Source organism: Salmonella sp. 741265055_HSA, assembly GCF_046569525.1.
GTDB classification, from domain to species: Bacteria; Pseudomonadota; Gammaproteobacteria; order Enterobacterales; family Enterobacteriaceae; genus Salmonella; species Salmonella enterica.
The window spans coordinates 14689-34350 of sequence record NZ_JBKFSQ010000002.1; the positions used below are offsets into that span (position 1 = coordinate 14689).

At 52.8% G+C, this 19662-nt stretch carries 22 protein-coding genes, 2 pseudogenes and 1 other annotated feature; of the genes and pseudogenes, 6 read left to right on the top strand and 18 right to left on the bottom strand.

Annotated elements, in window-relative coordinates:
- Positions 1-183 precede the first annotated feature (183 nt).
- Entirely contained in the window at positions 184-912 is a 729-nt protein-coding gene (gene tonB, locus ACLD4K_RS01340) for a TonB system transport protein TonB (protein WP_411011334.1), read from the top strand.
- Between the two features lie 69 nt (positions 913-981).
- Here the strand turns inward: tonB and yciA are convergent, their stop codons facing one another.
- The 4 genes from yciA to ACLD4K_RS01360 form a co-directional block, all read right to left on the bottom strand.
- Positions 982-1383 carry an acyl-CoA thioester hydrolase YciA gene (gene yciA / locus ACLD4K_RS01345; RefSeq protein ID WP_000210317.1) on the bottom strand — a complete coding sequence of 134 codons (402 nt, stop codon included), beginning with the start codon at positions 1381-1383 and terminating at the stop codon, positions 982-984.
- Positions 1384-1542: 159 nt separating this feature from the next.
- Positions 1543-2082 (bottom strand): septation protein A, encoded by a 540-nt coding sequence (locus ACLD4K_RS01350; protein WP_411011255.1) that lies wholly within the window; start codon positions 2080-2082, stop codon positions 1543-1545.
- A gap of 56 nt (positions 2083-2138) precedes the next feature.
- Positions 2139-2882 carry a YciC family protein gene (locus tag ACLD4K_RS01355; protein WP_000028507.1) on the bottom strand — a complete coding sequence of 248 codons (744 nt, stop codon included), beginning with the start codon at positions 2880-2882 and terminating at the stop codon, positions 2139-2141.
- 25 nt (positions 2883-2907) lie between these two features.
- Positions 2908-3312: a YkgJ family cysteine cluster protein gene (locus tag ACLD4K_RS01360; RefSeq protein WP_411011256.1), complete on the bottom strand. Its 405-nt coding sequence runs from the start codon at positions 3310-3312 to the stop codon at positions 2908-2910.
- Positions 3313-3648: 336 nt separating this feature from the next.
- Here ACLD4K_RS01360 and ompW point away from each other — a divergent pair, with 336 nt between their 5' ends.
- Positions 3649-4287 carry an outer membrane protein OmpW gene (gene ompW / locus ACLD4K_RS01365; RefSeq protein WP_411011257.1) on the top strand — a complete coding sequence of 213 codons (639 nt, stop codon included), beginning with the start codon at positions 3649-3651 and terminating at the stop codon, positions 4285-4287.
- Positions 4288-4368: 81 nt separating this feature from the next.
- On the opposite strand, the gene ACLD4K_RS01370 is transcribed toward ompW, so the two are convergent.
- The 11 genes and pseudogenes from ACLD4K_RS01370 to trpL form a co-directional block, all read right to left on the bottom strand.
- Entirely contained in the window at positions 4369-5247 is an 879-nt protein-coding gene (locus ACLD4K_RS01370) for a manganese catalase family protein (RefSeq protein ID WP_411011258.1), read from the bottom strand.
- Positions 5248-5266: 19 nt separating this feature from the next.
- Positions 5267-5662 (bottom strand): annotated as a pseudogene (locus tag ACLD4K_RS01375) (ferritin-like domain-containing protein); the annotation flags it as partial.
- A gap of 125 nt (positions 5663-5787) precedes the next feature.
- Positions 5788-5898 (bottom strand): annotated as a pseudogene (locus tag ACLD4K_RS01380) (DUF892 family protein); the annotation flags it as partial.
- 73 nt (positions 5899-5971) lie between these two features.
- Complete coding sequence (locus tag ACLD4K_RS01385; protein ID WP_001022826.1) at positions 5972-6475, bottom strand: ferritin-like domain-containing protein; 504 nt, start codon at positions 6473-6475, stop codon at positions 5972-5974.
- Between the two features lie 89 nt (positions 6476-6564).
- On the bottom strand, positions 6565-6747 hold the full coding sequence (locus tag ACLD4K_RS01390; protein WP_000807657.1) for a general stress protein: 183 nt from the start codon (positions 6745-6747) through the stop codon (positions 6565-6567).
- 480 nt (positions 6748-7227) lie between these two features.
- A complete protein-coding gene (gene trpA / locus ACLD4K_RS01395; protein ID WP_000443029.1) occupies positions 7228-8034 on the bottom strand; it encodes a tryptophan synthase subunit alpha in 807 nt (268 codons plus the stop codon).
- The gene (gene trpB, locus ACLD4K_RS01400; protein WP_411011259.1) at positions 8034-9227 is read right to left on the bottom strand and encodes a tryptophan synthase subunit beta; all 1194 of its coding nucleotides are present in this window, start codon (positions 9225-9227) and stop codon (positions 8034-8036) included. Before trpB ends, trpA begins: the two co-directional genes overlap by 1 nt.
- Positions 9228-9236: 9 nt before the next feature.
- Positions 9237-10595, bottom strand: coding sequence for a bifunctional indole-3-glycerol-phosphate synthase TrpC/phosphoribosylanthranilate isomerase TrpF (gene trpCF, locus ACLD4K_RS01405; RefSeq protein WP_411011260.1), 1359 nt, complete (start codon positions 10593-10595; stop codon positions 9237-9239).
- Between the two features lie 3 nt (positions 10596-10598).
- Complete coding sequence (gene trpD / locus ACLD4K_RS01410; RefSeq protein ID WP_411011261.1) at positions 10599-12194, bottom strand: bifunctional anthranilate synthase glutamate amidotransferase component TrpG/anthranilate phosphoribosyltransferase TrpD; 1596 nt, start codon at positions 12192-12194, stop codon at positions 10599-10601.
- Positions 12194-13756: an anthranilate synthase component I gene (gene trpE, locus ACLD4K_RS01415; protein ID WP_001194377.1), complete on the bottom strand. Its 1563-nt coding sequence runs from the start codon at positions 13754-13756 to the stop codon at positions 12194-12196. Before trpE ends, trpD begins: the two co-directional genes overlap by 1 nt.
- A 21-nt stretch (positions 13757-13777) precedes the next feature.
- Positions 13778-13873 (bottom strand) — a sequence feature (Trp leader region).
- Positions 13850-13894: a trp operon leader peptide gene (gene trpL, locus ACLD4K_RS01420; RefSeq protein WP_006496683.1), complete on the bottom strand. Its 45-nt coding sequence runs from the start codon at positions 13892-13894 to the stop codon at positions 13850-13852. It overlaps the preceding feature by 24 nt.
- Positions 13895-14015: 121 nt before the next feature.
- Here trpL and rnm point away from each other — a divergent pair, with 121 nt between their 5' ends.
- The 3 genes from rnm to rluB all read left to right on the top strand — a co-directional run bounded on the left by rnm (position 14016) and on the right by rluB (position 16501).
- Complete coding sequence (gene rnm, locus ACLD4K_RS01425; RefSeq protein ID WP_000500442.1) at positions 14016-14897, top strand: RNase RNM; 882 nt, start codon at positions 14016-14018, stop codon at positions 14895-14897.
- Positions 14898-14904: 7 nt separating this feature from the next.
- Positions 14905-15525 (top strand): L-threonylcarbamoyladenylate synthase, encoded by a 621-nt coding sequence (locus tag ACLD4K_RS01430; RefSeq protein ID WP_000077250.1) that lies wholly within the window; start codon positions 14905-14907, stop codon positions 15523-15525.
- Positions 15526-15625: 100 nt separating this feature from the next.
- Positions 15626-16501 carry a 23S rRNA pseudouridine(2605) synthase RluB gene (gene rluB, locus ACLD4K_RS01435; RefSeq protein WP_220543640.1) on the top strand — a complete coding sequence of 292 codons (876 nt, stop codon included), beginning with the start codon at positions 15626-15628 and terminating at the stop codon, positions 16499-16501.
- Positions 16502-16587: 86 nt separating this feature from the next.
- On the opposite strand, the gene cobO is transcribed toward rluB, so the two are convergent.
- Together cobO and ACLD4K_RS01445 are read right to left on the bottom strand one after the other, a co-directional pair.
- Positions 16588-17178: a cob(I)yrinic acid a,c-diamide adenosyltransferase gene (gene cobO / locus ACLD4K_RS01440; RefSeq protein WP_001278865.1), complete on the bottom strand. Its 591-nt coding sequence runs from the start codon at positions 17176-17178 to the stop codon at positions 16588-16590.
- The gene (locus ACLD4K_RS01445; RefSeq protein WP_183059650.1) at positions 17175-17936 is read right to left on the bottom strand and encodes a YciK family oxidoreductase; all 762 of its coding nucleotides are present in this window, start codon (positions 17934-17936) and stop codon (positions 17175-17177) included. Before ACLD4K_RS01445 ends, cobO begins: the two co-directional genes overlap by 4 nt.
- Before the next feature lie 237 nt (positions 17937-18173).
- Here ACLD4K_RS01445 and sohB point away from each other — a divergent pair, with 237 nt between their 5' ends.
- On the top strand, positions 18174-19220 hold the full coding sequence (sohB, locus tag ACLD4K_RS01450; RefSeq protein ID WP_411011262.1) for a protease SohB: 1047 nt from the start codon (positions 18174-18176) through the stop codon (positions 19218-19220).
- Between the two features lie 41 nt (positions 19221-19261).
- Here sohB and ACLD4K_RS01455 read toward each other — a convergent pair whose 3' ends face one another.
- Positions 19262-19513, bottom strand: a complete 252-nt coding sequence (locus ACLD4K_RS01455; RefSeq protein ID WP_000548616.1) for a YciN family protein — start codon at positions 19511-19513, stop codon at positions 19262-19264.
- Between the last annotated feature and the right edge of the window lie 149 nt (positions 19514-19662).

Consider the following 19662-nt stretch of genomic DNA (forward strand, 5'->3'; position numbering starts at 1 on the left):
ATTGGAAAGGGCCTTTATCTGCAATGTAAAGATACCGACTTTGTTAAACATGCACATTTTGTGTGGTGTTTTTGTGCGATATCATCTTTTAAATGCCGCTATCGGCAATGCCTTATTGAATATGATTGCTATTTGCATTTAAAATTCAGCTCTGGTTTTTCAACTGAAACGATTATGACTTCAATGACCCTTGATTTACCTCGTCGCTTTCCCTGGCCGACACTCCTTTCCGTAGGCATTCATGGTGCTGTAGTGGCGGGTTTGCTCTATACCTCGGTACATCAGGTTATTGAATTGCCTGCGCCAGCGCAGCCTATCACGGTGACAATGGTTTCACCCGCTGACCTGGAGCCACCCCAGGCGGTTCAGCCGCCGCCGGAGCCGGTGGTTGAACCCGAACCGGAGCCAGAGCCGATCCCTGAACCGCCTAAAGAAGCGCCCGTGGTGATTGAGAAACCCAAACCCAAACCTAAGCCAAAACCCAAGCCAAAACCGAAACCGGTGAAAAAGGTTGAAGAGCAGCCGAAGCGCGAAGTCAAACCGGCCGCGCCGCGTCCTGCCTCACCGTTTGAAAATAGCGCCCCGGCGCGGCCAACAAGCAGCACCGCGTCGGCGACCAGCAAGCCGGCGGTGAGCGTGCCCACTGGACCTCGCGCTCTGAGCCGTAACCAGCCGCAGTATCCGGCGCGAGCACAGGCGTTACGTATTGAAGGCCGCGTAAAGGTGAAGTTTGACGTGACCGCTGCTGGGCGAGTGGAAAATGTACAGATTCTGTCCGCGCAGCCAGCCAATATGTTTGAGCGTGAAGTTAAGAATGCGATGCGCAAATGGCGCTATGAAGCAGGCAAGCCGGGTTCCGGGCTGGTGGTCAATATTATCTTCCGTCTGAACGGTACGGCGCAGATTGAGTAATCTCTGACGCCGCCAGTAGGAATATACCATTACCTGCTGGCGGCGTAAGTTGTTACCTGAAGGGCATACTTAACCCTGAACCGGGAGCGGGCGGGGTTTACCGTCCGGATCGACGGCAACATAAATAAACAGCGCCTCGGTGGCCTTGTAGCGCTGTCCAATCGGTTCTGACGCGACTTTTTTCACCCAGACTTCAATATTGATGCTAATAGACGTCGTACCGCGTTTAACGCAGCGCGCGTAGCAGCATACGACATCGCCAACCGCGACGGGGCGCAGAAATGTCATTCCTTCCACGCGTACGGTTACAACCCGACCGTGCGCGATCTCTTTGGCCAGTATCGCGCCGCCAATATCCATTTGCGACATCAGCCAGCCGCCAAAAATATCGCCGTTCGCATTGGTATCGGCAGGCATGGCCAATGTACGTAAAACCAGCTCGCCCTGAGGAGTATTATCCATTGTTGTCATTGTAAACCGACTATCAGAAAAAATTACAGCCGCGATGCTACTATGAATTTTGTGTGGAGAATAGTGGGAATAAAGGTACTGACGGGAAAGCGCAGGGCGTAAAGGCGAAGAAAATATCGCCAGGCGTTCGCAGTCTGGCGATGATAAGTTACGGGAGGGTTATGATTTATCTTCCTGTGGCAGATGCCGGTAGATATAGACGCCGCTCAGCAGGGTAAAAATGAGCGTCAGCGCCGTGAGTCCAAAGACCTTAAAGTTGACCCAGATATTTTGCGGCAACCAGAAGGCGATATAAATGTTAGCCAGACCGCATACAATAAAAAACAGCGCCCACGCCAGATTCAGCTTTGACCAGATCTGCTGCGGCAACGCCAGTTCTTTACCTAACATACGTTGGATTAACGGTTTTTTCATCACCCACTGGCTTATTAACAGCGCGCCGGCGAACAGCGCATAAATAACCGTCACCTTCCATTTAATAAATTCATCGTTATGGAAGAAGAGCGTCAGACCGCCGAAGACGGCAACCAGAACAAAGGTAATCAGCGCCATCTTCTCTATTTTCCGATAGCGCACCCAGCTATAAATCAGCACGATTGCCGTCGCGACAATCAGTGCGGAGGTCGCCGCATAGATGTCATAAAGTTTATAAAACGCAAAAAAGACAACCAGCGGTAAAAAATCCAGAAACTGCTTCATTCTTCGATTCCATCATCAACGAGCGTCGAATGCGCCGCGTAACGGCGCATTGCGGATTATTGGCGAATCAACATATACAGGCGGAATAAGTAGATAAGCAATACTGCGGAAATCAGATTGCTCAACGTATTCGCCAGTACAGCGCCTACATTTGGGGTCAGTACAGCGAAGCTGGGCGCGAACAGCAATAGCAATGTTTTAGCCAGTAACCAGCCTATCACCGCGGGCGCGACCAGTCTCATGTTAGCCCAGGCTAAACGCATACTGCTGCGCATTGCGGCAAACACGCCCATTTTCTCTTCAACCAACATCACTGGCGCAAGCGCCAGCACAATGGCCATAATAATCCCCGGAACGACAATCAGCATTATACCGATTTGCACTAACAGGGTAGTCAGAAAAATGAGAATAAACAGTTTAGGCAATGCAGGGGCGCTGGCGCCGATAGCGCGCAGCGCGCTAACCCGATGTCCCGCTGAAACTAACTGAATCATCAGGATGATACCGCCGGCCAGAATAGCGTTGCCGATAAGCCCGGAAAACGTCGAGGCGGCAGAGGCGCGCAACAGGATCTGCTGCTGCTCCGGCGTCATATTTTGTACCAGCTCAAACAGGCCAGCGCTGCCTGCCAGATGTTCTCCTTCACTGAGTTGCGCGATTTGCGCATCGCTGGGTGAAAAGGCATGACCTAAGACCACCGTGATAAATGCGCACAGCAACGAAACCAGCAAGATAGTAATAAATTGATTTCGGAAAAAATTTCCGGCGTCACGGTAAACGGACTTCGCCGTGATAGACATGCACTCTCCTTGAGTTTTGCAGGTGTTAATTTGCGGGCAATTGTACCCTGGATAACTCTACAGTGGCAGCATCAGCAGTTGTATGGAAAAGCATATCTTTGTAAAGCGGCGGTAATCCGTATCGCGCGCGGGCGCGATTGCACGCCTCATTCACTTCGCCTCCTTCGCCCGATATCGAAAATTCGCGACAGGTTGAAGGGCGGTTTTCATAAATAGCGCAACTGACATTTTCACCCGGCGTGCCAATTAGCGCTTTACAGTGCGGCTGTTTTTGGTTGGTACCGGCCATACAACGTAAAAAAGGGGTAACAGGCTCGGTTAATGATGCCGGAACGCGTCCGCTGGCATCGTCGCCTTCAGCCCAATAAAAGGAGACACGGAAATAGGCACAATAGGCACCGCATGTCATGCATGGGTTAAGAACGCTCATGATTCACCTGCAAAAAACTCACGTATCAATAGATTACAACGGAAATTAATCTGTCCCGCAGTGTTCGCGAATCTTAACGCCACGCGCCATTGTGGGACATTGATTACCTTAGCCAGCCTTTATCGCCAGGGCAACAGAGCAGACAAATATTTGCATAGCGTGAATATGTCAAAATTGATCTGAATTACTATAACCAGGATTTTCAATGCAAGTTCTAAATTAATCTGGATCAATAAATGTTAAATTATAAGAACAAATGTGATCTGTGTTAGATCACTTATTACTTCATTGTGGGTATATTCATCACGCTTTTATAACCATAACGATGGAGCGGGTATGAAAAAATTTACAGTGGCGGCACTGGCGTTAACAACTCTTCTCTCAGGTAGCGCGTTCGCGCACGAAGCCGGAGAATTCTTTATGCGCGCAGGCCCGGCAACCGTCAGACCTACAGAAGGGGCGGGTGGTACGCTGGGGCATTTAAACGGGTTTGATGTGAGTAATAACACGCAACTCGGACTGACATTCACTTACATGGCGACGGACAATATCGGGGTTGAATTGCTGGCGGCCACGCCGTTCCGCCATAAGGTGGGTACGGGCGCGACGGGCGATATCGCCACGGTTCACCTGTTGCCGCCAACGTTAATGGCGCAGTGGTACTTCGGCGATTCCAACAGCAAAGTGCGTCCTTATGTCGGCGTGGGGGTGAACTACACCACCTTCTTCGATAACGACTTTAACGATAATGGTAAAAAGGCCGGGCTGTCCGATCTGAGCTTTAAGGATTCCTGGGGCGCGGCAGGGCAAGTTGGGGTAGATTACCTGATTAACCGCGACTGGTTAATTGGCGCCTCTGTCTGGTACATGGATATTGATACTACCGCCAATTATAAAATGGGCGGCGTTCAGCAGCATGACAGCGTGCGTCTGGACCCATGGGTATTTATGTTCTCGGCAGGCTATCGTTTCTAATCGCGTGATGTTGTGACGAAAAAAGACCCCGCCAGGCGGGGTCAAAAAAGGACATGACACACGGATTTTACTTGTCGGAACTCACTTGTCTTCTTTCGGTTCGCCGCAGCCTGGTTCTGCGCCAGTGAGAGGATCAACGGTGGAGTCCGATTTCGTTCTTTCGGCCATCGCTTTGAGCAGCGCCAACTGCTCGTGCGGCAATTTCACTGTCGCCAGGCCATCGCCGCCATCAACAGCAGGCATCGGTTCTGCGACATAGTTGAAGTTCTCATCGCTATTCCAGCTACCTCGCGGATCGTCGCCTTGCGACATGTTGTAGTACACGTCGGTATACTGTTCTACCGGCGGTAATTTACCCGGCGGGAAGTTGTTACGAATCGAATACAGCGCCTTTTCAAAAGAGAGCTGGTGCGCGACTTCACGGGTCATTAAGAAACTGAGCGTGTCTTTTACGCCAGGATCGTCGGTCAGATTAATCAGGCGTTCATAAATGATCTTCGCTCGCGCCTCTGCCGCGATGTTTGAGCGTAGATCGGCTGTGACTTCGCCGATAGTATCAATATAAGCCGCGGTCCACGGTACGCCGCCGGAGTTCGTCAACGCAGGGCCGCCGCCATACAGCAGAGAGGTGATATGGCTGTCATTACCATTCTGCGTCAGCGAGCGATAAAGTTCCGCTTCGCTTTCGGTGCCTTCCGCCAGCTCGCCTTTAGCGCCTTTATTAAGCATTCCTACCAGCGAGCCGATAATTTCCAGATGACTCAGCTCCTCGGTGGCGATGTCCATTAACATCTCTCTACGACCGGCATCATCATCGCTTAAACCTTGCGTGAAGTAGCGGCAGGCGGCCGCCAGTTCGCCCTGTGGGCCGCCAAACTGTTCCAACAGCAGGTTCGCTAATCCAGGATTAGGCTCGCTCACTCGCACAGTATATTGAAGTTGTTTTACGTGTCGAAACATATTGCCTCCTGCTTATTATTTATTTTTTGGCTTCAACGCCATCTGCTTCAGATCGCAGTAAAAATTGTTCTGTTGTCTGCGGAATATGTTTGATAAGCCAGTCAGCCATTTGCATTTCTTCTTTCAGAATGGCTTCAATCGTCGGAATTGAGGCAGTGTCGCCAGCTTTTTTTGCCGCCGCCAGCAGGGAGGTATAACAAGCAATTTCGAACTGCTCGAAAACATAACCGCTGATTGAGCCTTTAACAATTTCATCGGAAGGGAACATGCCACCGATAGATTGCCCCATCGCTGCCATTTTGCTCATGGAGTCTTTCAACACCGAACGGGAAATGCCATTACGGTCCAACACTTCTTCGAGCATGGTAATTTGATGTTTGGTTTCATTAATGTGCTGTTCAATTCTGGCTTTTATACCCTTCATACTTCAAGTTGCTTATGTGTTGGCTACGCTCGTTCACCCCAGTCACATAGTTATCTATGCTCCTGGGGACTCACTCCCTTGCCGCCTTTAAGCAACTCGAATTATTTTGGGTATATATCAGGATAATTTTCAATGCGGCTGGCCATAGATTCAAGCATCGATTCTGCCTGTTTTTCCATGGCATGGGCGTCACGAAGCCAGTCATGATAATGTTCAGTATAATTCATTTTAAATTCCTCAATGCGTGATAATCTGCTCCGATAATAAAACTGGAATCATGCAAGCTGATAACTATAGATATTATTTCGATTTGCGTTCAGCACTTTTATTAACATTGCTGACTGCTAAATCGGTAAGTTTTAAATCAGTTTGTTTTTCCTCGTCGAGGGTTTCTTTGAGTAGTTTTAATGCTTTGCTATAGCCAAGCTGCTCGGCCAGGGTGGCTAGCGTGCCGTAGCTGGCGATTTCGTAATGCTCGACTTTTTGCGCCGCGGCGATAAGCGCTGCATCGCGTACTTCGTTTTTCTCCGTACTTTCGATGACTTCATTGGCTTCTTCAATCAGCCCTTCCATAGCGACGCATTTCATTCTTTTCAATTTAATGCCAGATTCAGATTCGACGATCTGATCAATACGTTCAATCTGACCCTGGGTTTCTTCAAGATGAGATTGAAAGGCCTGGCTTAATTTTTCATTGGACGTAGCTCTGGCAAGTTTAGAAAGAGCCTTGGTTAATTGTTTTTCTGCACTATAGGTGTCTGAAAGTAGATGGATAAAAAGGTCTTCAACGGTTTTGATATTCATAAATCTAATTCTCCTGGGCAAAATACTGCGAGCCAGAAGACTCGCAGATTGCTTGATAAAAGCATGTGTTATATTTACATTACAGTAAATCAGGAATTATCGGATTTACGTCCGCCGTGACTATTCTGGCCACCTTTTTTACCAGCTTCAGAAGCTCGTTGCGGATCGTTTTTGAAATTCCCACCGCTATGTTGACCGCCTTTGCGGCCTGCTTCAGATGCTTTCTCACGATTCTCGGCGAAATTTCCTGAACCACCACGATGTTCGGCCATATTATTTCTCCTGTCTCGTTGTTTGCTGAAAAAATCGGTTTTTAACCGTGTCGACACACTATTAAAATTAGTTGGTTAAACCGATTAGTCAAATTGACGGAAATAGTTGTGATTTACCGCGTAAATAACGCATAAAAAATGGTTTAGAGATAATATATTCTATATTTTCTTTTAGAATAAGCGTTTTAACAGAAAATGCTTTGCATTGTTATTAATAACAAGAGTTACTATCTGCGGCCACAGAAACGTTAACACATTGTTTGTTGACATTTCTTTACATAAAGGAGGGGGAAATTGACGTGAAAACGCGAGAGTTACCGGCGTGATTAGGAGTTTTCTTAGCAAAAATTGACTTCAGACTTTTTGAAAGCTGGACAGGGAATAACACCAAAAAGATTGATGATCTACATCTGAATCGTGATTCTGGTTCGGTGCCAACCTCTCATTAAGCCGCCAGCGTTATGCTGACGGCTTAACCCGTTATGCGCGGCTGGCGGCTTTCATCGCTGAGACAAAGGACCTGAGCTCCGCCAACATCTGTTCGGGAGACGCGAGGTTTTTCTCGATAATCTTGACAATGGCTGAGCCGGAGATAGCGCCAGCCGCCCCGGCACGCACGGCCGCAGACACCTGTTCCGGCGAGGAGATACCGAAGCCCTGTAACGCAGGCGCGGCATGGTACTCTTTAAGCTTCTCAATGAGATGATGCAACGGCAATGCGCCACGGTTTTCCGCGCCGGTGACGCCCGAACGCGAAAGCAGGTAGGTGTAACCGCGGCCGTAAGATGCGACCTGGCGCAGAAGATCGTCATCCGCATTTGGCGGGCAGATGAAGATCGGCGCGATATTATGCCGTAACGCCGCCTGGCGGAAGGGGGCCGATTCTTCAACCGGGACATCTGCGACCAGCACGGAATCTACGCCAACCTGTTCACAACGGGCATAGAATGCATCTATGCCGTTATTGAACACCAGATTTGCGTACATTAGCAGGCCAATCGGAATGGTCGGGTGTTTTTCACGAATCAGCGCCAGCATTTCAAAACACTGAGCCGGCGTGACGCCAGCGGCGAAGGCGCGTAAGTTCGCATTCTGGATGGTAGGGCCATCGGCCAGCGGATCGGAGAAGGGAACCCCCAGCTCCAGAGCGTCGGCGCCAGCGTCAATCAGTGTGTCGATAATTTTCAGTGACTGTTCAATGCCAGGGTCGCCCAGAGTTACGAAGGGGACAAAAGCGCCTTCCCGGCGATCGTTGAGCTGTGCAAATAAATTTTCGTAGCGTTCCATCAGATTTCCCCTCGCGCTTTCAGGATATCGTGTACGGTAAAGATGTCTTTATCTCCGCGGCCAGAGAGATTGACCACCAGCAGTTGCTCTTTTTCCGGCTGCTCGCGCATCATTTTCAGAGCGTGCGCCAACGCGTGGGAGGATTCCAGCGCCGGGATAATTCCCTCATGGCGGCACAACGTTTTGAAGGCTTCCAGCGCCTCATCATCGGTAATGGAGACATAATCCGCGCGTCCGATGCTGTTCAGGTACGCATGTTGCGGCCCAACGGACGGGAAATCGAGCCCGGCGGAAATGGAATAGGACTCTTCAATTTGCCCGTCCGCTGTTTGCATCATCGGCGCTTTCATCCCGAAATAGATGCCAACGCGACCATGTTTAAGCGGCGCGCCATGCTCGCCGGTTTCAATACCGTGACCGCCAGGTTCAACGCCTATTAGCCCGACGCTGGTATCATTAATAAAATCCGCAAACATCCCGATAGCGTTTGAGCCGCCACCGACGCAAGCGATAACGGCATCTGGCAGACGGCCCTCTTTGTCGAGGATTTGCGCTTTCGTCTCTTCGCCAATCATGCGTTGGAACTCGCGAACGATGGTGGGATAGGGATGCGGTCCTGCCGCCGTGCCGAGCATATAGTGCGCGATTTCGTAACTACCGGACCAGTCGCGCAGCGCCTCGTTACAGGCATCTTTTAGCGTAGCGGAGCCGCTATGAACCGGGATGACCTCAGCGCCCATCAGACGCATACGGAAGACGTTCGGCGACTGGCGCTCAACGTCTTTGGCGCCCATATAGATACGGCATTTCAGACCCAGCAGGGCGCTGGCGAGCGCAGAGGCGACGCCGTGCTGACCGGCGCCGGTTTCAGCGATAATCTCGCTTTTCCCCATCCGTTTGGCCAGCAGCGCCTGACCCAGTACCTGATTGGTTTTGTGCGCGCCGCCGTGCAGTAAATCTTCGCGCTTTAAATACAACGTGGTACGCGTACCGGCGGTAATGTTCTGGCATTTCGTCAGCGCGGTGGGGCGTCCCGCGTAGTTTTTTAGCAGATCGGCGAATTGCGCCTGAAATTCAGGATCTTTTTGCGCGCTGACGAAGGCCTCTTCAAGCTGGTTCAGCGCAGGCATCAGGATCTGCGGCACATACATGCCGCCGAATTCACCAAAGTAGGGGTTGAGAAGTGTTGTCATGTTTTTTCCTTAATATGCGCGCAGTGTCTGAAAAACCGAGGCCAGAAGACGAGCATCTTTGATGCCCGGCTGTGACTCCACACCTGAATTAAAATCGAGACCGGCACAGCCGACTTGCGCCGCCTGGACGCAGTTATCGGCCGCCAGCCCGCCCGCCAGTAACACATTATCCAGCGGTTGCCCCTGTAGCAGTGACCAGTCGAAGCGCTGCCCGCTGCCGCCTTGCCCATTGTCGAAAATGTATTTATCGACATGGTGATAATCGCGTGCGGGAAGGGCATCGCTAACGCTCAGCGCCTTCCAGATTTGCACATTGCGCGGCAACGCCTCGCGCAGCGCGTTGACATACGCCTGGTCTTCGCTGCCATGTAGCTGTACGGCAGAAAGCGGCAGGACGGCAGCTTTCTGGCAAACATCGGCGATATCAGCGTCCTGGAAAACACCGACGTACTGCAATGACGCGGCGCTTATCACTTCTCGCGCCTGCTCAACGCTAACCGCGCGCGGAGATGAGGGCACAAAAATCAACCCGCCATATATTGCACCAGCGTCACAGGCAGCTTTAGCGTCCTGGGCGCGGGTCAGGCCGCAGACTTTATTCTCGCCAAGCAGCACGCGACGGACGGCGGCGTTAAGATCGTCATGCGCCATTAACGCGGAGCCAATTAAAAAACCGTTGGCGAAGTGGCTCAGTTCGCGTACCTGACCATAGGTATTAATCCCGGACTCGCTGATGACAGTCACGCCGTGGCCCAGTTTTGGCGCCAGCTGGCGGGTGCGATTCAAATCAATTGACAGATCGCGCAGATCGCGATTGTTGATACCTACCACTTTTGCGCCTAACGCTATCGCGCGCTCCCGTTCTTCGTCATTACTGACTTCCGTGAGCACGCCCATTTTCAGACTGTGCGCGACGGCGGAGAGTTGGCGATACTGTTCGTCATCCAGAACCGAGAGCATCAGTAAACAGGCATCGGCCTGATAGTAACGGGCAAGGTAGATCTGATACGGATCGATAATAAAATCCTTACACAGAATCGGCTGCGGCGCGCTTTGGCTAACGACCGGCAGAAAATCGAAGCTCCCCTGAAAATATTTTTCGTCGGTGAGCACCGAGATCGCCGAGGCGTAATGTTGATAAATACTGGCAATACGCGCCGGATCGAAATCATCGCGAATCACGCCTTTTGATGGCGATGCTTTCTTACACTCCAGAATAAAGGCGGTACGCGCGCCCTGGAGCGCATCATAAAAATGGCGTGTACTTGGCTGGATCTCATTTTGAAAACTGGCCAGCGGCTGTTGCTGTTTGCGGGCTTCTACCCAAATCGCCTTGTCTGCGACGATTTTCGCTAAAACGGTTTGCATTATTTACCCTCTTGCCGCCAGTGCGGTGACTCTGTCATATGCGGTGCCGTTGCGCAGAACATCAAGCACGGTTTGCGCGTTGGTTTTGAGATCTTCCTGACCATGCAGACGCATCAGCATCGCCACGTTGGCGGCGACGGCGGCCTCATGCGCGGCATCGCCTTTACCTTGTAATAACCGCGTCAGAATGTCACGGTTTTCTTCCGGCGTGCCGCCAGCCAACTGATCCTGGTGGTAAGGCGTCAGGCCAAAATCCTCCGCCGTCAGTTGATAGCTTTTAATTTCGCCGTCATGCAGCTCCGCGACAATCGTCGGCGCATGGAGCGAAACCTCATCCATGCCGCCGCTATGTACCACCGCCGCGCGCTGATAGCCCAGTACCCGTAAGGTTTCCGCAATCGGCAGCACCAGCTCCGGGCTATAGACGCCAATCAACGCCAGCGGCGGATGCGCCGGGTTGATCAGCGGGCCGAGTACGTTGAACAGGGTTCGCGTTTTTAACTGTTGGCGAACCGGCATCGCGTGACGGAATCCGGTGTGATATTTCGGCGCAAACAGGAAACAGACGCCCAGCTCATCTAACGCCTGACGTGATTTATCGGCGTTCATATCCAGATTAATACCGAACGCTGCCAACAGATCGGATGACCCCGATTTGCTGGACACGCTACGGTTGCCGTGTTTCGCCACTTTCAGTCCACAGGCCGCTGCGACAAAGGCGCTGGCGGTAGAGATATTGATACTGTTACTGCCATCGCCGCCGGTACCAACGATATCCGCAAACAGATAGTCCGGGCGCGGGAACGGGGCGGCATTTTCCAGCAACGCAGTGGCGGCGCCGGCAATTTCATTGGGATGCTCGCCGCGAATTTTCATGCTCACCAGCGCGGCAGCGAGCTGTTCAGGCTTAAGTTCGCCGCGGACGACCGCCGAAAACAACTGATGGCTCTCTTGTTGCGTCAGAGTTTGCGCCTGATAGAGTTTCTCCAGAATCGGCTGTAGGGTGTTTGTCGGTTCCAGCTTTTGCTGCGCCCAGGCTAATGTTTGCTCCAGCAGACGCGCGCCCTGCGTCGTCAGGATGGACTCAGGATGAAATTGAAAACCGCAAACGCGATCCGCATCATGACGTACCGCCATCACCATGCCGTTGAAATGGGCGTTAATGGTCAGCCCGGCAGGAACATTACTGCCGACCAGCGAATGATAACGCGCGACCGGTAGCGGATTCGCCAGCCCGGCGAACATCGCCTGACCGTCATGCTCAATGCTGGAGGCTTTGCCATGCAGGATTTCTCCCGCCTGACCGACATAACCGCCGTAAGCTTCGACAATCGCCTGATGCCCCAGACAAATGCCGACGATCGGTAACTTGCCGCGTAGTCGGGTCAGCAGCTCCGGCATACAGCCTGCCTCGCTGGGAACGCCCGGACCGGGGGAGAGCATTAGCACCGGATTTTTCATTGTCGCCAGGCGATCGATAAGCGTCTGTGCCGGAATATGGTTACGGTAAATCACCACGTTATGACCGTTGGTCCGTAGCTGATCTGCCAGGTTCCATGTAAACGAGTCGATGTTATCGAGCAGCAGAATATCAGCCATCAGAAGGTCTCCTGTGCATGATGCGCGGTGGCGATAGCACGCAATACGGCGCGCGCTTTATTACGGGTTTCATCGGCTTCAGACTGCGGAACAGAGTCCAGCACGATTCCGGCGCCCGCCTGTACGGTGGCGATACCGTTCTCCACCAGCGCGGAGCGGATAACAATACAGGTGTCCAGATCGCCGTGGGCGGTGAAGTAACCGACAGCGCCGCCATAGCTGCCGCGGCGCTGTCCTTCCGCATCGGCAATCAACTGCATGGCGCGTACTTTCGGCGCGCCGCTCAGGGTGCCCATGTTCATGCAGGCGCGATAGGCGTGCAGCGCGTCGAGATCGTGACGCAGTTCGCCCACCACCCGGGAAACCAGATGCATCACGTACGAATAGCGGTCAACTTTTGTCAGATCGGCAACGTAGCGACTGCCCGGCGTACAGATGCGCGCCAGGTCATTGCGCGCCAGATCGACCAGCATCAGATGTTCGGAAAGCTCTTTATGGTCGGTACGCATGTCCAGCTCAATACGGCTGTCGAGATCTCTGTCCAGCGTACCATCGGCGCGGCGACCGCGTGGACGGGTACCCGCGATGGGGTAAATTTCAATCTGACGGCTGGTGGCGTCATATTTCAGCGAGCTTTCCGGCGACGCGCCGAAAAGCGTGAAATCATTATCCTGCATAAAGAACATATACGGGCTGGGGTTGCTCTTTTTCAGCACGTAGTAGGCAGCCAACGGCGACGGGCAGGGCAATGAAAAGCGGCGCGACGGCACCACCTGAAATATCTCCCCCGCGCGGATGGCTTTTTGCAACTGGCGTACCACCGCGCCGAACGCGTCATCGCTCTGATTACATTCGCAGCGCATGTCCGGCACCGGCGTCACCGGCAACGGCGGCGCAGGCTGGGTTAACTGTTGGCTAAGATAGGCCAGGCGGGCGTTCAGGCGCTGTTTTTCCCGGTCGCTGGCGGTGAACAGACTGGCCTGAATACGGGTGCTTTTTTTCTGATGATCTATCACCATTAGCGTTTCCGCTAAATAAAAGCAGTAGTCCGGGCAGTTATTGCCAGCCTCAAGGTGTGGCAGCGCTTCAAAGCCAGCGACCAGGTCGTAGGCAAACAGACCGCCGAAAAACATAGCCTCCCGCTCTTGCGTCGGTATGTTCACCACCCCCTGTAACAGGCGGAACGCATCAAATACCGACAGAGAGCATAAACGGGCGTCTTCATCTAATAATGGGCTGACGGGGGGAAAGCGTAGAATGCGACCGGCAGGCAGGACTTCGTTCTCCACGCCAGCGGGCAGGGCGGTATCCAGTAGCGGCAATAACGAGGCGCCATTATCAGATAACGCCTGAATAGTGACAGTGTCACCTAAAGCGGTAATGCGCAGCGCGCTATCTACCAGCAGCAGGCTTTTTAAATCGTCTTTACTGTCGATATCCGCGGATTCCAGCAGCAGCGTTGCCGGGCGATCGCCGCAGACCTGGTGAAAAAGCGCCGTTGGGTTTTCCCGGTAGGCGGCATCGCAGGTCAACAGTTCGAGCGTGGGTTTTGGTGTTTGCATGGTTATTCTCATTATTTTGTTCAAAAAAAGCCCGCTTAACAGGCGGGCCGGGTATCGTTTGGCTGATTACAGCTGTTCATACACCGCCCGCTATCAGGAAGTGCGCCACCAACCGTGTAATGCAAATATCGCTGCCATTTTAGATACCCTCTTCATGTGAACTTTCGTACTAGTTAACTAGTTCGATGGAATAATGTCAACACCTATTTCAGTATATTTGCCGGAACCGTTATGATGTACATGACATACCTTTATCTCTATGGGAGCCGCCTTGAGCGACACGAATTACGCAGTGATTTACGATCTGCACAGTCATACCACGGCGTCCGATGGACTGTTGACGCCAGAAACATTAGTACACCGTGCGGTAGAGATGCGAGTCGGCACGCTGGCGATTACCGATCATGACACCACAGCCGCGATTCCTGCGGCAAGAGAAGAAATTTCACGTTCCGGGCTGGCCCTGAATCTTATTCCCGGCGTGGAGATTTCAACGGTCTGGGAGAATCATGAGATTCACATTGTGGGTCTGAATATTGATATTGCGCACCCGGCAATGCGCGATTTTCTGGCGCAGCAGACAGAGCGGCGTCAGGCGCGTGGTCGGCTCATTGCGGAGCGTCTGGAAAAAGCCCATATTCCCGGCGCGTGGGAAGGGGCATTGAGACTGGCCAATGGCGGCGCGGTGACGCGCGGCCACTTCGCCCGCTTTCTGGTGGAGTGCGGCAAAGCCGCGACCATGGCGGATGTTTTTAAAAAATATCTCGCGCGTGGGAAAACCGGTTACGTTCCGCCGCAGTGGTGTACAATAGAACAAGCTATTGATGTCATTCATCATTCTGGCGGTAAGGCGGTGTTGGCCCATCCGGGACGCTACGACCTTAGCGCTAAGTGGCTGAAAAGATTAGTGGCGCATTTTGCCGACCATCACGGCGACGCGATGGAAGTGGCGCAGTGCCAACAATCGCCCAATGAACGCACCCAACTGGCGACGCTTGCGCGTCAGCATCATTTATGGGCATCGCTTGGATCTGATTTCCATCAGCCCTGCCCGTGGATTGAGTTGGGGCGTAAACTCTGGCTGCCCGCTGGCGTTGAAGGCGTATGGCAGACATGGGAACAGCCGCAAATATCACAGTGAGGGAAGTATGAGCCAGTTTTTTTATATCCATCCGGATAACCCACAGCAACGGCTGATTAATCAGGCTGTCGACATTGTGCGTAAAGGCGGTGTTATTGTTTATCCAACCGATTCCGGCTATGCCCTCGGTTGTAAAATTGAAGACAAAGGCGCAATGGAGCGCATTTGCCGCATCCGTCATCTGCCGGACGGCCACAACTTCACGCTGATGTGCCGCGATTTGTCCGAGTTGTCGACCTACTCCTACGTCGACAACGTGGCATTTCGTCTGATGAAAAACAATACGCCGGGTAATTACACCTTTATCCTGAAGGGGACAAAAGAGGTGCCGCGCCGTCTGTTGCAGGAAAAGCGTAAAACTATCGGCCTGCGCGTACCGTCAAACCCGATTGCGCTGGCGTTATTGGATACGCTGGGTGAACCAATGCTCTCGACGTCGTTGATGCTGCCTGGCAGCGATTTTACCGAGTCGGACCCGGAGGAGATTAAAGATCGGCTGGAGAAGCAGGTGGATCTGATCATCCACGGCGGTTACCTCGGTCAACAGCCTACCACGGTAATCGATTTGACCAATGACTCCCCGGTGGTGCTGCGCGAAGGCGTCGGCGACGTTACACCTTTCTTATAAGGGCGTAAGCCTGTATACTACGCGGCCTTAAAATGGCGCGGCAACGCGCCGTTCATTCTCCTGTTCGACGCCTGTGAAGGCGACACCTGAAGGAAGCTCTATGAGCGAAAAGTTACAAAAAGTGCTGGCGCGCGCTGGCCACGGCTCTCGCCGTGAAATCGAATCCATTATTGAAGCGGGACGTGTCAGCGTTGACGGTAAAATCGCCACGCTTGGCGATCGTGTTGAAGTCACTCCCGGTTTGAAAATCCGTATCGACGGTCACCTGATTTCGGTGAAAGAGTCGGCGGAACAAATTTGCCGCGTTCTGGCCTATTACAAACCAGAAGGTGAACTGTGTACCCGCAATGACCCTGAAGGGCGGCCAACCGTTTTTGATCGCTTACCGAAACTGCGCGGCGCGCGGTGGATTGCGGTAGGACGTCTGGATGTCAACACCTGCGGGCTATTGTTGTTTACCACCGACGGTGAACTGGCGAACCGCCTGATGCACCCTAGTCGTGAAGTTGAACGGGAATATGCCGTGCGCGTGTTCGGTCAGGTGGATGAATCGAAACTGCGTGATTTAAGCCGTGGCGTACAGTTGGAAGATGGTCCGGCGGCATTTAAGACCATTAAATTCAGCGGCGGCGAAGGCATTAACCAGTGGTATAACGTGACGCTGACGGAAGGGCGCAACCGCGAAGTTCGCCGACTGTGGGAAGCGGTAGGCGTTCAGGTCAGCCGTTTGATCCGCGTTCGTTACGGCGATATCCCGCTGCCGAAAGGCCTGCCGCGCGGCGGCTGGACTGAGCTCGACCTCGCGCAAACGAACTATCTGCGTGGTCTGGTAGAGCTACAGCCGGAAACCTCGTCGAAGGTCGCCGTCGAAAAAGACCGTCGTCGTATGAAAGCGAACCAGATCCGTCGGGCGGTAAAACGCCACAGCCAGATAGCTGGCGGACGCCGCTCCGGTGGGCGTAATAACAACGGGTAATCTCTACCGCGGTCTATAGGCCGAGAATCATCAGACAAGAGGGTTTGTGCCGGATGGCGGCGCAAACGCCTTAATCCGGCCTACGGTTAATAATCAATTCCCATCTGGGCTTTTACGCCCGCGTCAAAAGCATGTTTAACCGGACGCAGTTCGCTGACGGTATCCGCAAGATCAAGAATATCCCGGTGACAGCCGCGACCTGTAATAATCACCGTCTGGTGACCAGGGCGCGCGTTTAGCGCGCTTATGACCTCTTCCAGCGGCAAATAGTCATACGCCACCATATAGGTCAGCTCATCCAGTACCACCATATCAAGCAGCGGATCGGCCAGCATCCGTTTCCCATGCTGCCAAACGGCCATACATGCTGCGGTGTCTGCCTCGCGATTTTGCGTCTCCCAGGTAAATCCCGTTGCCATCACCTGAAATTCGACGCCATGCGGTTCCAGCAGATTACGCTCGCCGTTGGGCCAGGTGCCCTTAATAAATTGCACCACGCCTACACTTTTACCGTGTCCTACGGCGCGGGCGGCAGTCCCGAAAGCCGCCGTGGTTTTGCCCTTACCATTGCCAGTAAACACGATAATAATACCGCGCTCTTCCTGTGCCTGGGCGACACGGGCGTCAACCCGATCTTTTACCTTCTGCTGGCGCTGCTGATAACGTTCATCACTCATTGGGCGATTCCTGGTTTACGGCCCGGTTGGGCGTCAAAGGTCATACCGGTTTTACGGCGACTGTCGTCGCCCATAAGCCACAGGTAAAGCGGCATAATATCGGCAGGCGTTTTTAATTTCTGTGGATCTTCCGTCGGAAAGGCGCTGGCGCGCATACTGGTGCGCGTGCCGCCCGGGTTAATGCAGTTAACACGCAGAGAACGGTTCTGGTATTCGTCCGCCAGCACTTGCATCATTCCTTCAGTAGCAAACTTCGAGGTGGCATAGGCGCCCCAGTTGGCGCGTCCCTGACGGCCAACGCTTGATGACGTAAAGACCAGCGAGCCGGCATCGGATTTCAATAATAACGGTAACAGCGCCTGGGTAAGCATAAAGGTGGCGTTAACGTTTACCTGCATGACATCCTGCCAGATCTGCGGATCTTGTTTGCTCATTGGACCGATTTCACCCAGTAACCCGGCATTGTGCAGGACGCCATCCAGGCAGGGATAGTGCGCGGCGATGCGGTCGGCCATTTGCCGGCACTCTTCAGCGGTGCAGGTCAGCAGATCGAGCGTAAACCACAGTGGTTGAACATGTTGCTCGTCAGCAATGTGCTGCGCGACCCGACGCAGTTTCTCTTCGTTGCGTCCCAGCAGAATCACCGTTGCGCCGTAACGCGCATACGTGAGCGCGGCTTCCCGCCCAATGCCATCGCTGGCGCCAGTGACCAGAATAATGCGGTTTTGCAATAGATCTTGTTTCGGTTGGTAATGCATGGCTACTCCTCAACGGCGTGGTTCACCGTCCTGCCAGGTTGTCTTATCTTCGCGTTAACTTTTCGGGTTTATGCCTGAAAGCGCCTTTTTTTTCAATCAGACAGGGGCGATAACGCCATAAAATGAACGCCTTGTCATACTTTTTCTTCCTCAACAGGCATACGGATGAAGAGAGACTGGCTTCGATGCCTGTTGTACACTGAGCGCAAGTCGCGTTATTTAATCAAGGTGGGAGTCGTGGAATTGTTGTCTGAATATGGCTTATTTTTGGCAAAAATCGTCACCGTTGTGGTGGCCATTGCCGTCATTGTGTTGCTGATCGTGAATGCTACCCAACGCAAACGTCAGCGCGGCGAGCTGCGCGTGACCAATTTGAGCGAGCAGTATCAGGAGATGAAGGATGACCTTGCTGCGGCGTTGATGGATGGCCATCAGCAAAAACTGTGGCATAAGGCGCAGAAAAAAAAGCATAAGCAGGAGGCGAAAGCCGCTAAAGCAAAAGCGAAGCTGGGGGAGATTGCGACATCGGACAAACCGCGCGTATGGGTGATAGATTTCAAAGGCAGTATGGACGCTCACGAAGTTAATGCGTTGCGCGAAGAGGTCACTGCGGTGCTGGCAGTGGCGAAACCCGGCGATCGGGCGGTTGTGCGTCTGGAAAGCCCCGGTGGCGTTGTGCATGGCTATGGCCTGGCGGCATCGCAATTGCAGCGCCTGCGTGATAAAAATATTCCGCTGACCGTGACGGTGGATAAAGTCGCGGCAAGCGGAGGCTACATGATGGCCTGCGTGGCGGAAAAAATTATCGCGGCGCCGTTCGCTATTGTGGGGTCAATTGGTGTTGTCGCGCAAATCCCGAACTTTAACCGCTTTCTCAAAAGTAAAGACATTGATATTGAACTGCATACCGCAGGGCAGTACAAACGTACCCTGACATTGTTAGGCGAGAATACGGAAGAAGGGCGGCAGAAGTTTCGTGAAGATCTCAACGAAACGCACCATCTGTTCAAAGAGTTTGTGCAGCGGATGCGTCCGGCTCTGGACATTGAACAGGTCGCCACGGGCGAGCACTGGTACGGTCAGCAGGCGCTGGAGAAGAGGCTGGTTGATGAGATTAACACCAGCGATGAGGTTATTCTCGGCCTGATGGAAGGGCGCGAGGTGCTGAATGTGCGCTATATGCAGCGTAAAAAACTGATCGATCGTGTTACCGGCAGCGCGGCGGAAAGCGCGGATCGGCTGCTGCTGCGCTGGTGGCAGCGTGGACAAAAGCCGTTGATGTAAACCGCTATTGCCGGATGGCATTCAGCGCCATCCGGCATGGATTAATCCACCAGGTGATACTTCTCAGACAGCACATGCGCCAGGTGTTTAAACATGTTAAACACCGCGGTGCTTTTAGGGGTCGGTAACCCTTGCTCGTCTAAAAAGTAATCGCCGCTGAAAACCAGCACGCCATTTCTCTGCGTTACGCCGGTGGCGACAATACCTGCCATCGTGTCTTCATGTTCCCGAATAATTTTGTTGGCTTCAAGCAACAGTGTTTCGCGATCGATAGGTTGCGTCTCTTTATGCATTTTTTACTCCTTAAACAAGGAGATTAGTCTACTCTGAGCACTTCTGATGGGCAAATATTCTCACAGGAAATTGATGGATTTGTCATGTTGCGTTCACTGGCAAGATTTAGTTTTGCATGCTAATAAAGTTGCGTATCGAATTTTATCAG

Excerpts from the sequence above, each read along its gene's own strand:
- ACLD4K_RS01455 (WP_000548616.1), bottom strand. The coding sequence starts at position 19,513 with ATGCATAAAGAGACGCAACCTATCGATCGCGAAACACTGTTGCTTGAA.
- ACLD4K_RS01350 (WP_411011255.1), bottom strand. The coding sequence starts at position 2,082 with ATGAAGCAGTTTCTGGATTTTTTACCGCTGGTTGTCTTTTTTGCGTTT.
- ompW (WP_411011257.1), top strand. The coding sequence starts at position 3,649 with ATGAAAAAATTTACAGTGGCGGCACTGGCGTTAACAACTCTTCTCTCA.
- trpE (WP_001194377.1), bottom strand. The coding sequence starts at position 13,756 with ATGCAAACACCAAAACCCACGCTCGAACTGTTGACCTGCGATGCCGCC.
- ACLD4K_RS01370 (WP_411011258.1), bottom strand. The coding sequence starts at position 5,247 with ATGTTTCGACACGTAAAACAACTTCAATATACTGTGCGAGTGAGCGAG.
- ACLD4K_RS01355 (WP_000028507.1), bottom strand. The coding sequence starts at position 2,882 with ATGTCTATCACGGCGAAGTCCGTTTACCGTGACGCCGGAAATTTTTTC.
- tonB (WP_411011334.1), top strand. The coding sequence starts at position 184 with ATGACCCTTGATTTACCTCGTCGCTTTCCCTGGCCGACACTCCTTTCC.
- trpB (WP_411011259.1), bottom strand. The coding sequence starts at position 9,227 with ATGACAACACTTCTCAACCCCTACTTTGGTGAATTCGGCGGCATGTAT.
- yciA (WP_000210317.1), bottom strand. The coding sequence starts at position 1,383 with ATGACAACAATGGATAATACTCCTCAGGGCGAGCTGGTTTTACGTACA.
- ACLD4K_RS01430 (WP_000077250.1), top strand. The coding sequence starts at position 14,905 with ATGAGCCAGTTTTTTTATATCCATCCGGATAACCCACAGCAACGGCTG.
- cobO (WP_001278865.1), bottom strand. The coding sequence starts at position 17,178 with ATGAGTGATGAACGTTATCAGCAGCGCCAGCAGAAGGTAAAAGATCGG.
- trpA (WP_000443029.1), bottom strand. The coding sequence starts at position 8,034 with ATGGAACGCTACGAAAATTTATTTGCACAGCTCAACGATCGCCGGGAA.
- ACLD4K_RS01445 (WP_183059650.1), bottom strand. The coding sequence starts at position 17,936 with ATGCATTACCAACCGAAACAAGATCTATTGCAAAACCGCATTATTCTG.
- rluB (WP_220543640.1), top strand. The coding sequence starts at position 15,626 with ATGAGCGAAAAGTTACAAAAAGTGCTGGCGCGCGCTGGCCACGGCTCT.
- ACLD4K_RS01385 (WP_001022826.1), bottom strand. The coding sequence starts at position 6,475 with ATGAATATCAAAACCGTTGAAGACCTTTTTATCCATCTACTTTCAGAC.
- trpD (WP_411011261.1), bottom strand. The coding sequence starts at position 12,194 with ATGGCTGATATTCTGCTGCTCGATAACATCGACTCGTTTACATGGAAC.
- trpCF (WP_411011260.1), bottom strand. The coding sequence starts at position 10,595 with ATGCAAACCGTTTTAGCGAAAATCGTCGCAGACAAGGCGATTTGGGTA.
- ACLD4K_RS01390 (WP_000807657.1), bottom strand. The coding sequence starts at position 6,747 with ATGGCCGAACATCGTGGTGGTTCAGGAAATTTCGCCGAGAATCGTGAG.
- rnm (WP_000500442.1), top strand. The coding sequence starts at position 14,016 with ATGGGAGCCGCCTTGAGCGACACGAATTACGCAGTGATTTACGATCTG.
- ACLD4K_RS01360 (WP_411011256.1), bottom strand. The coding sequence starts at position 3,312 with ATGAGCGTTCTTAACCCATGCATGACATGCGGTGCCTATTGTGCCTAT.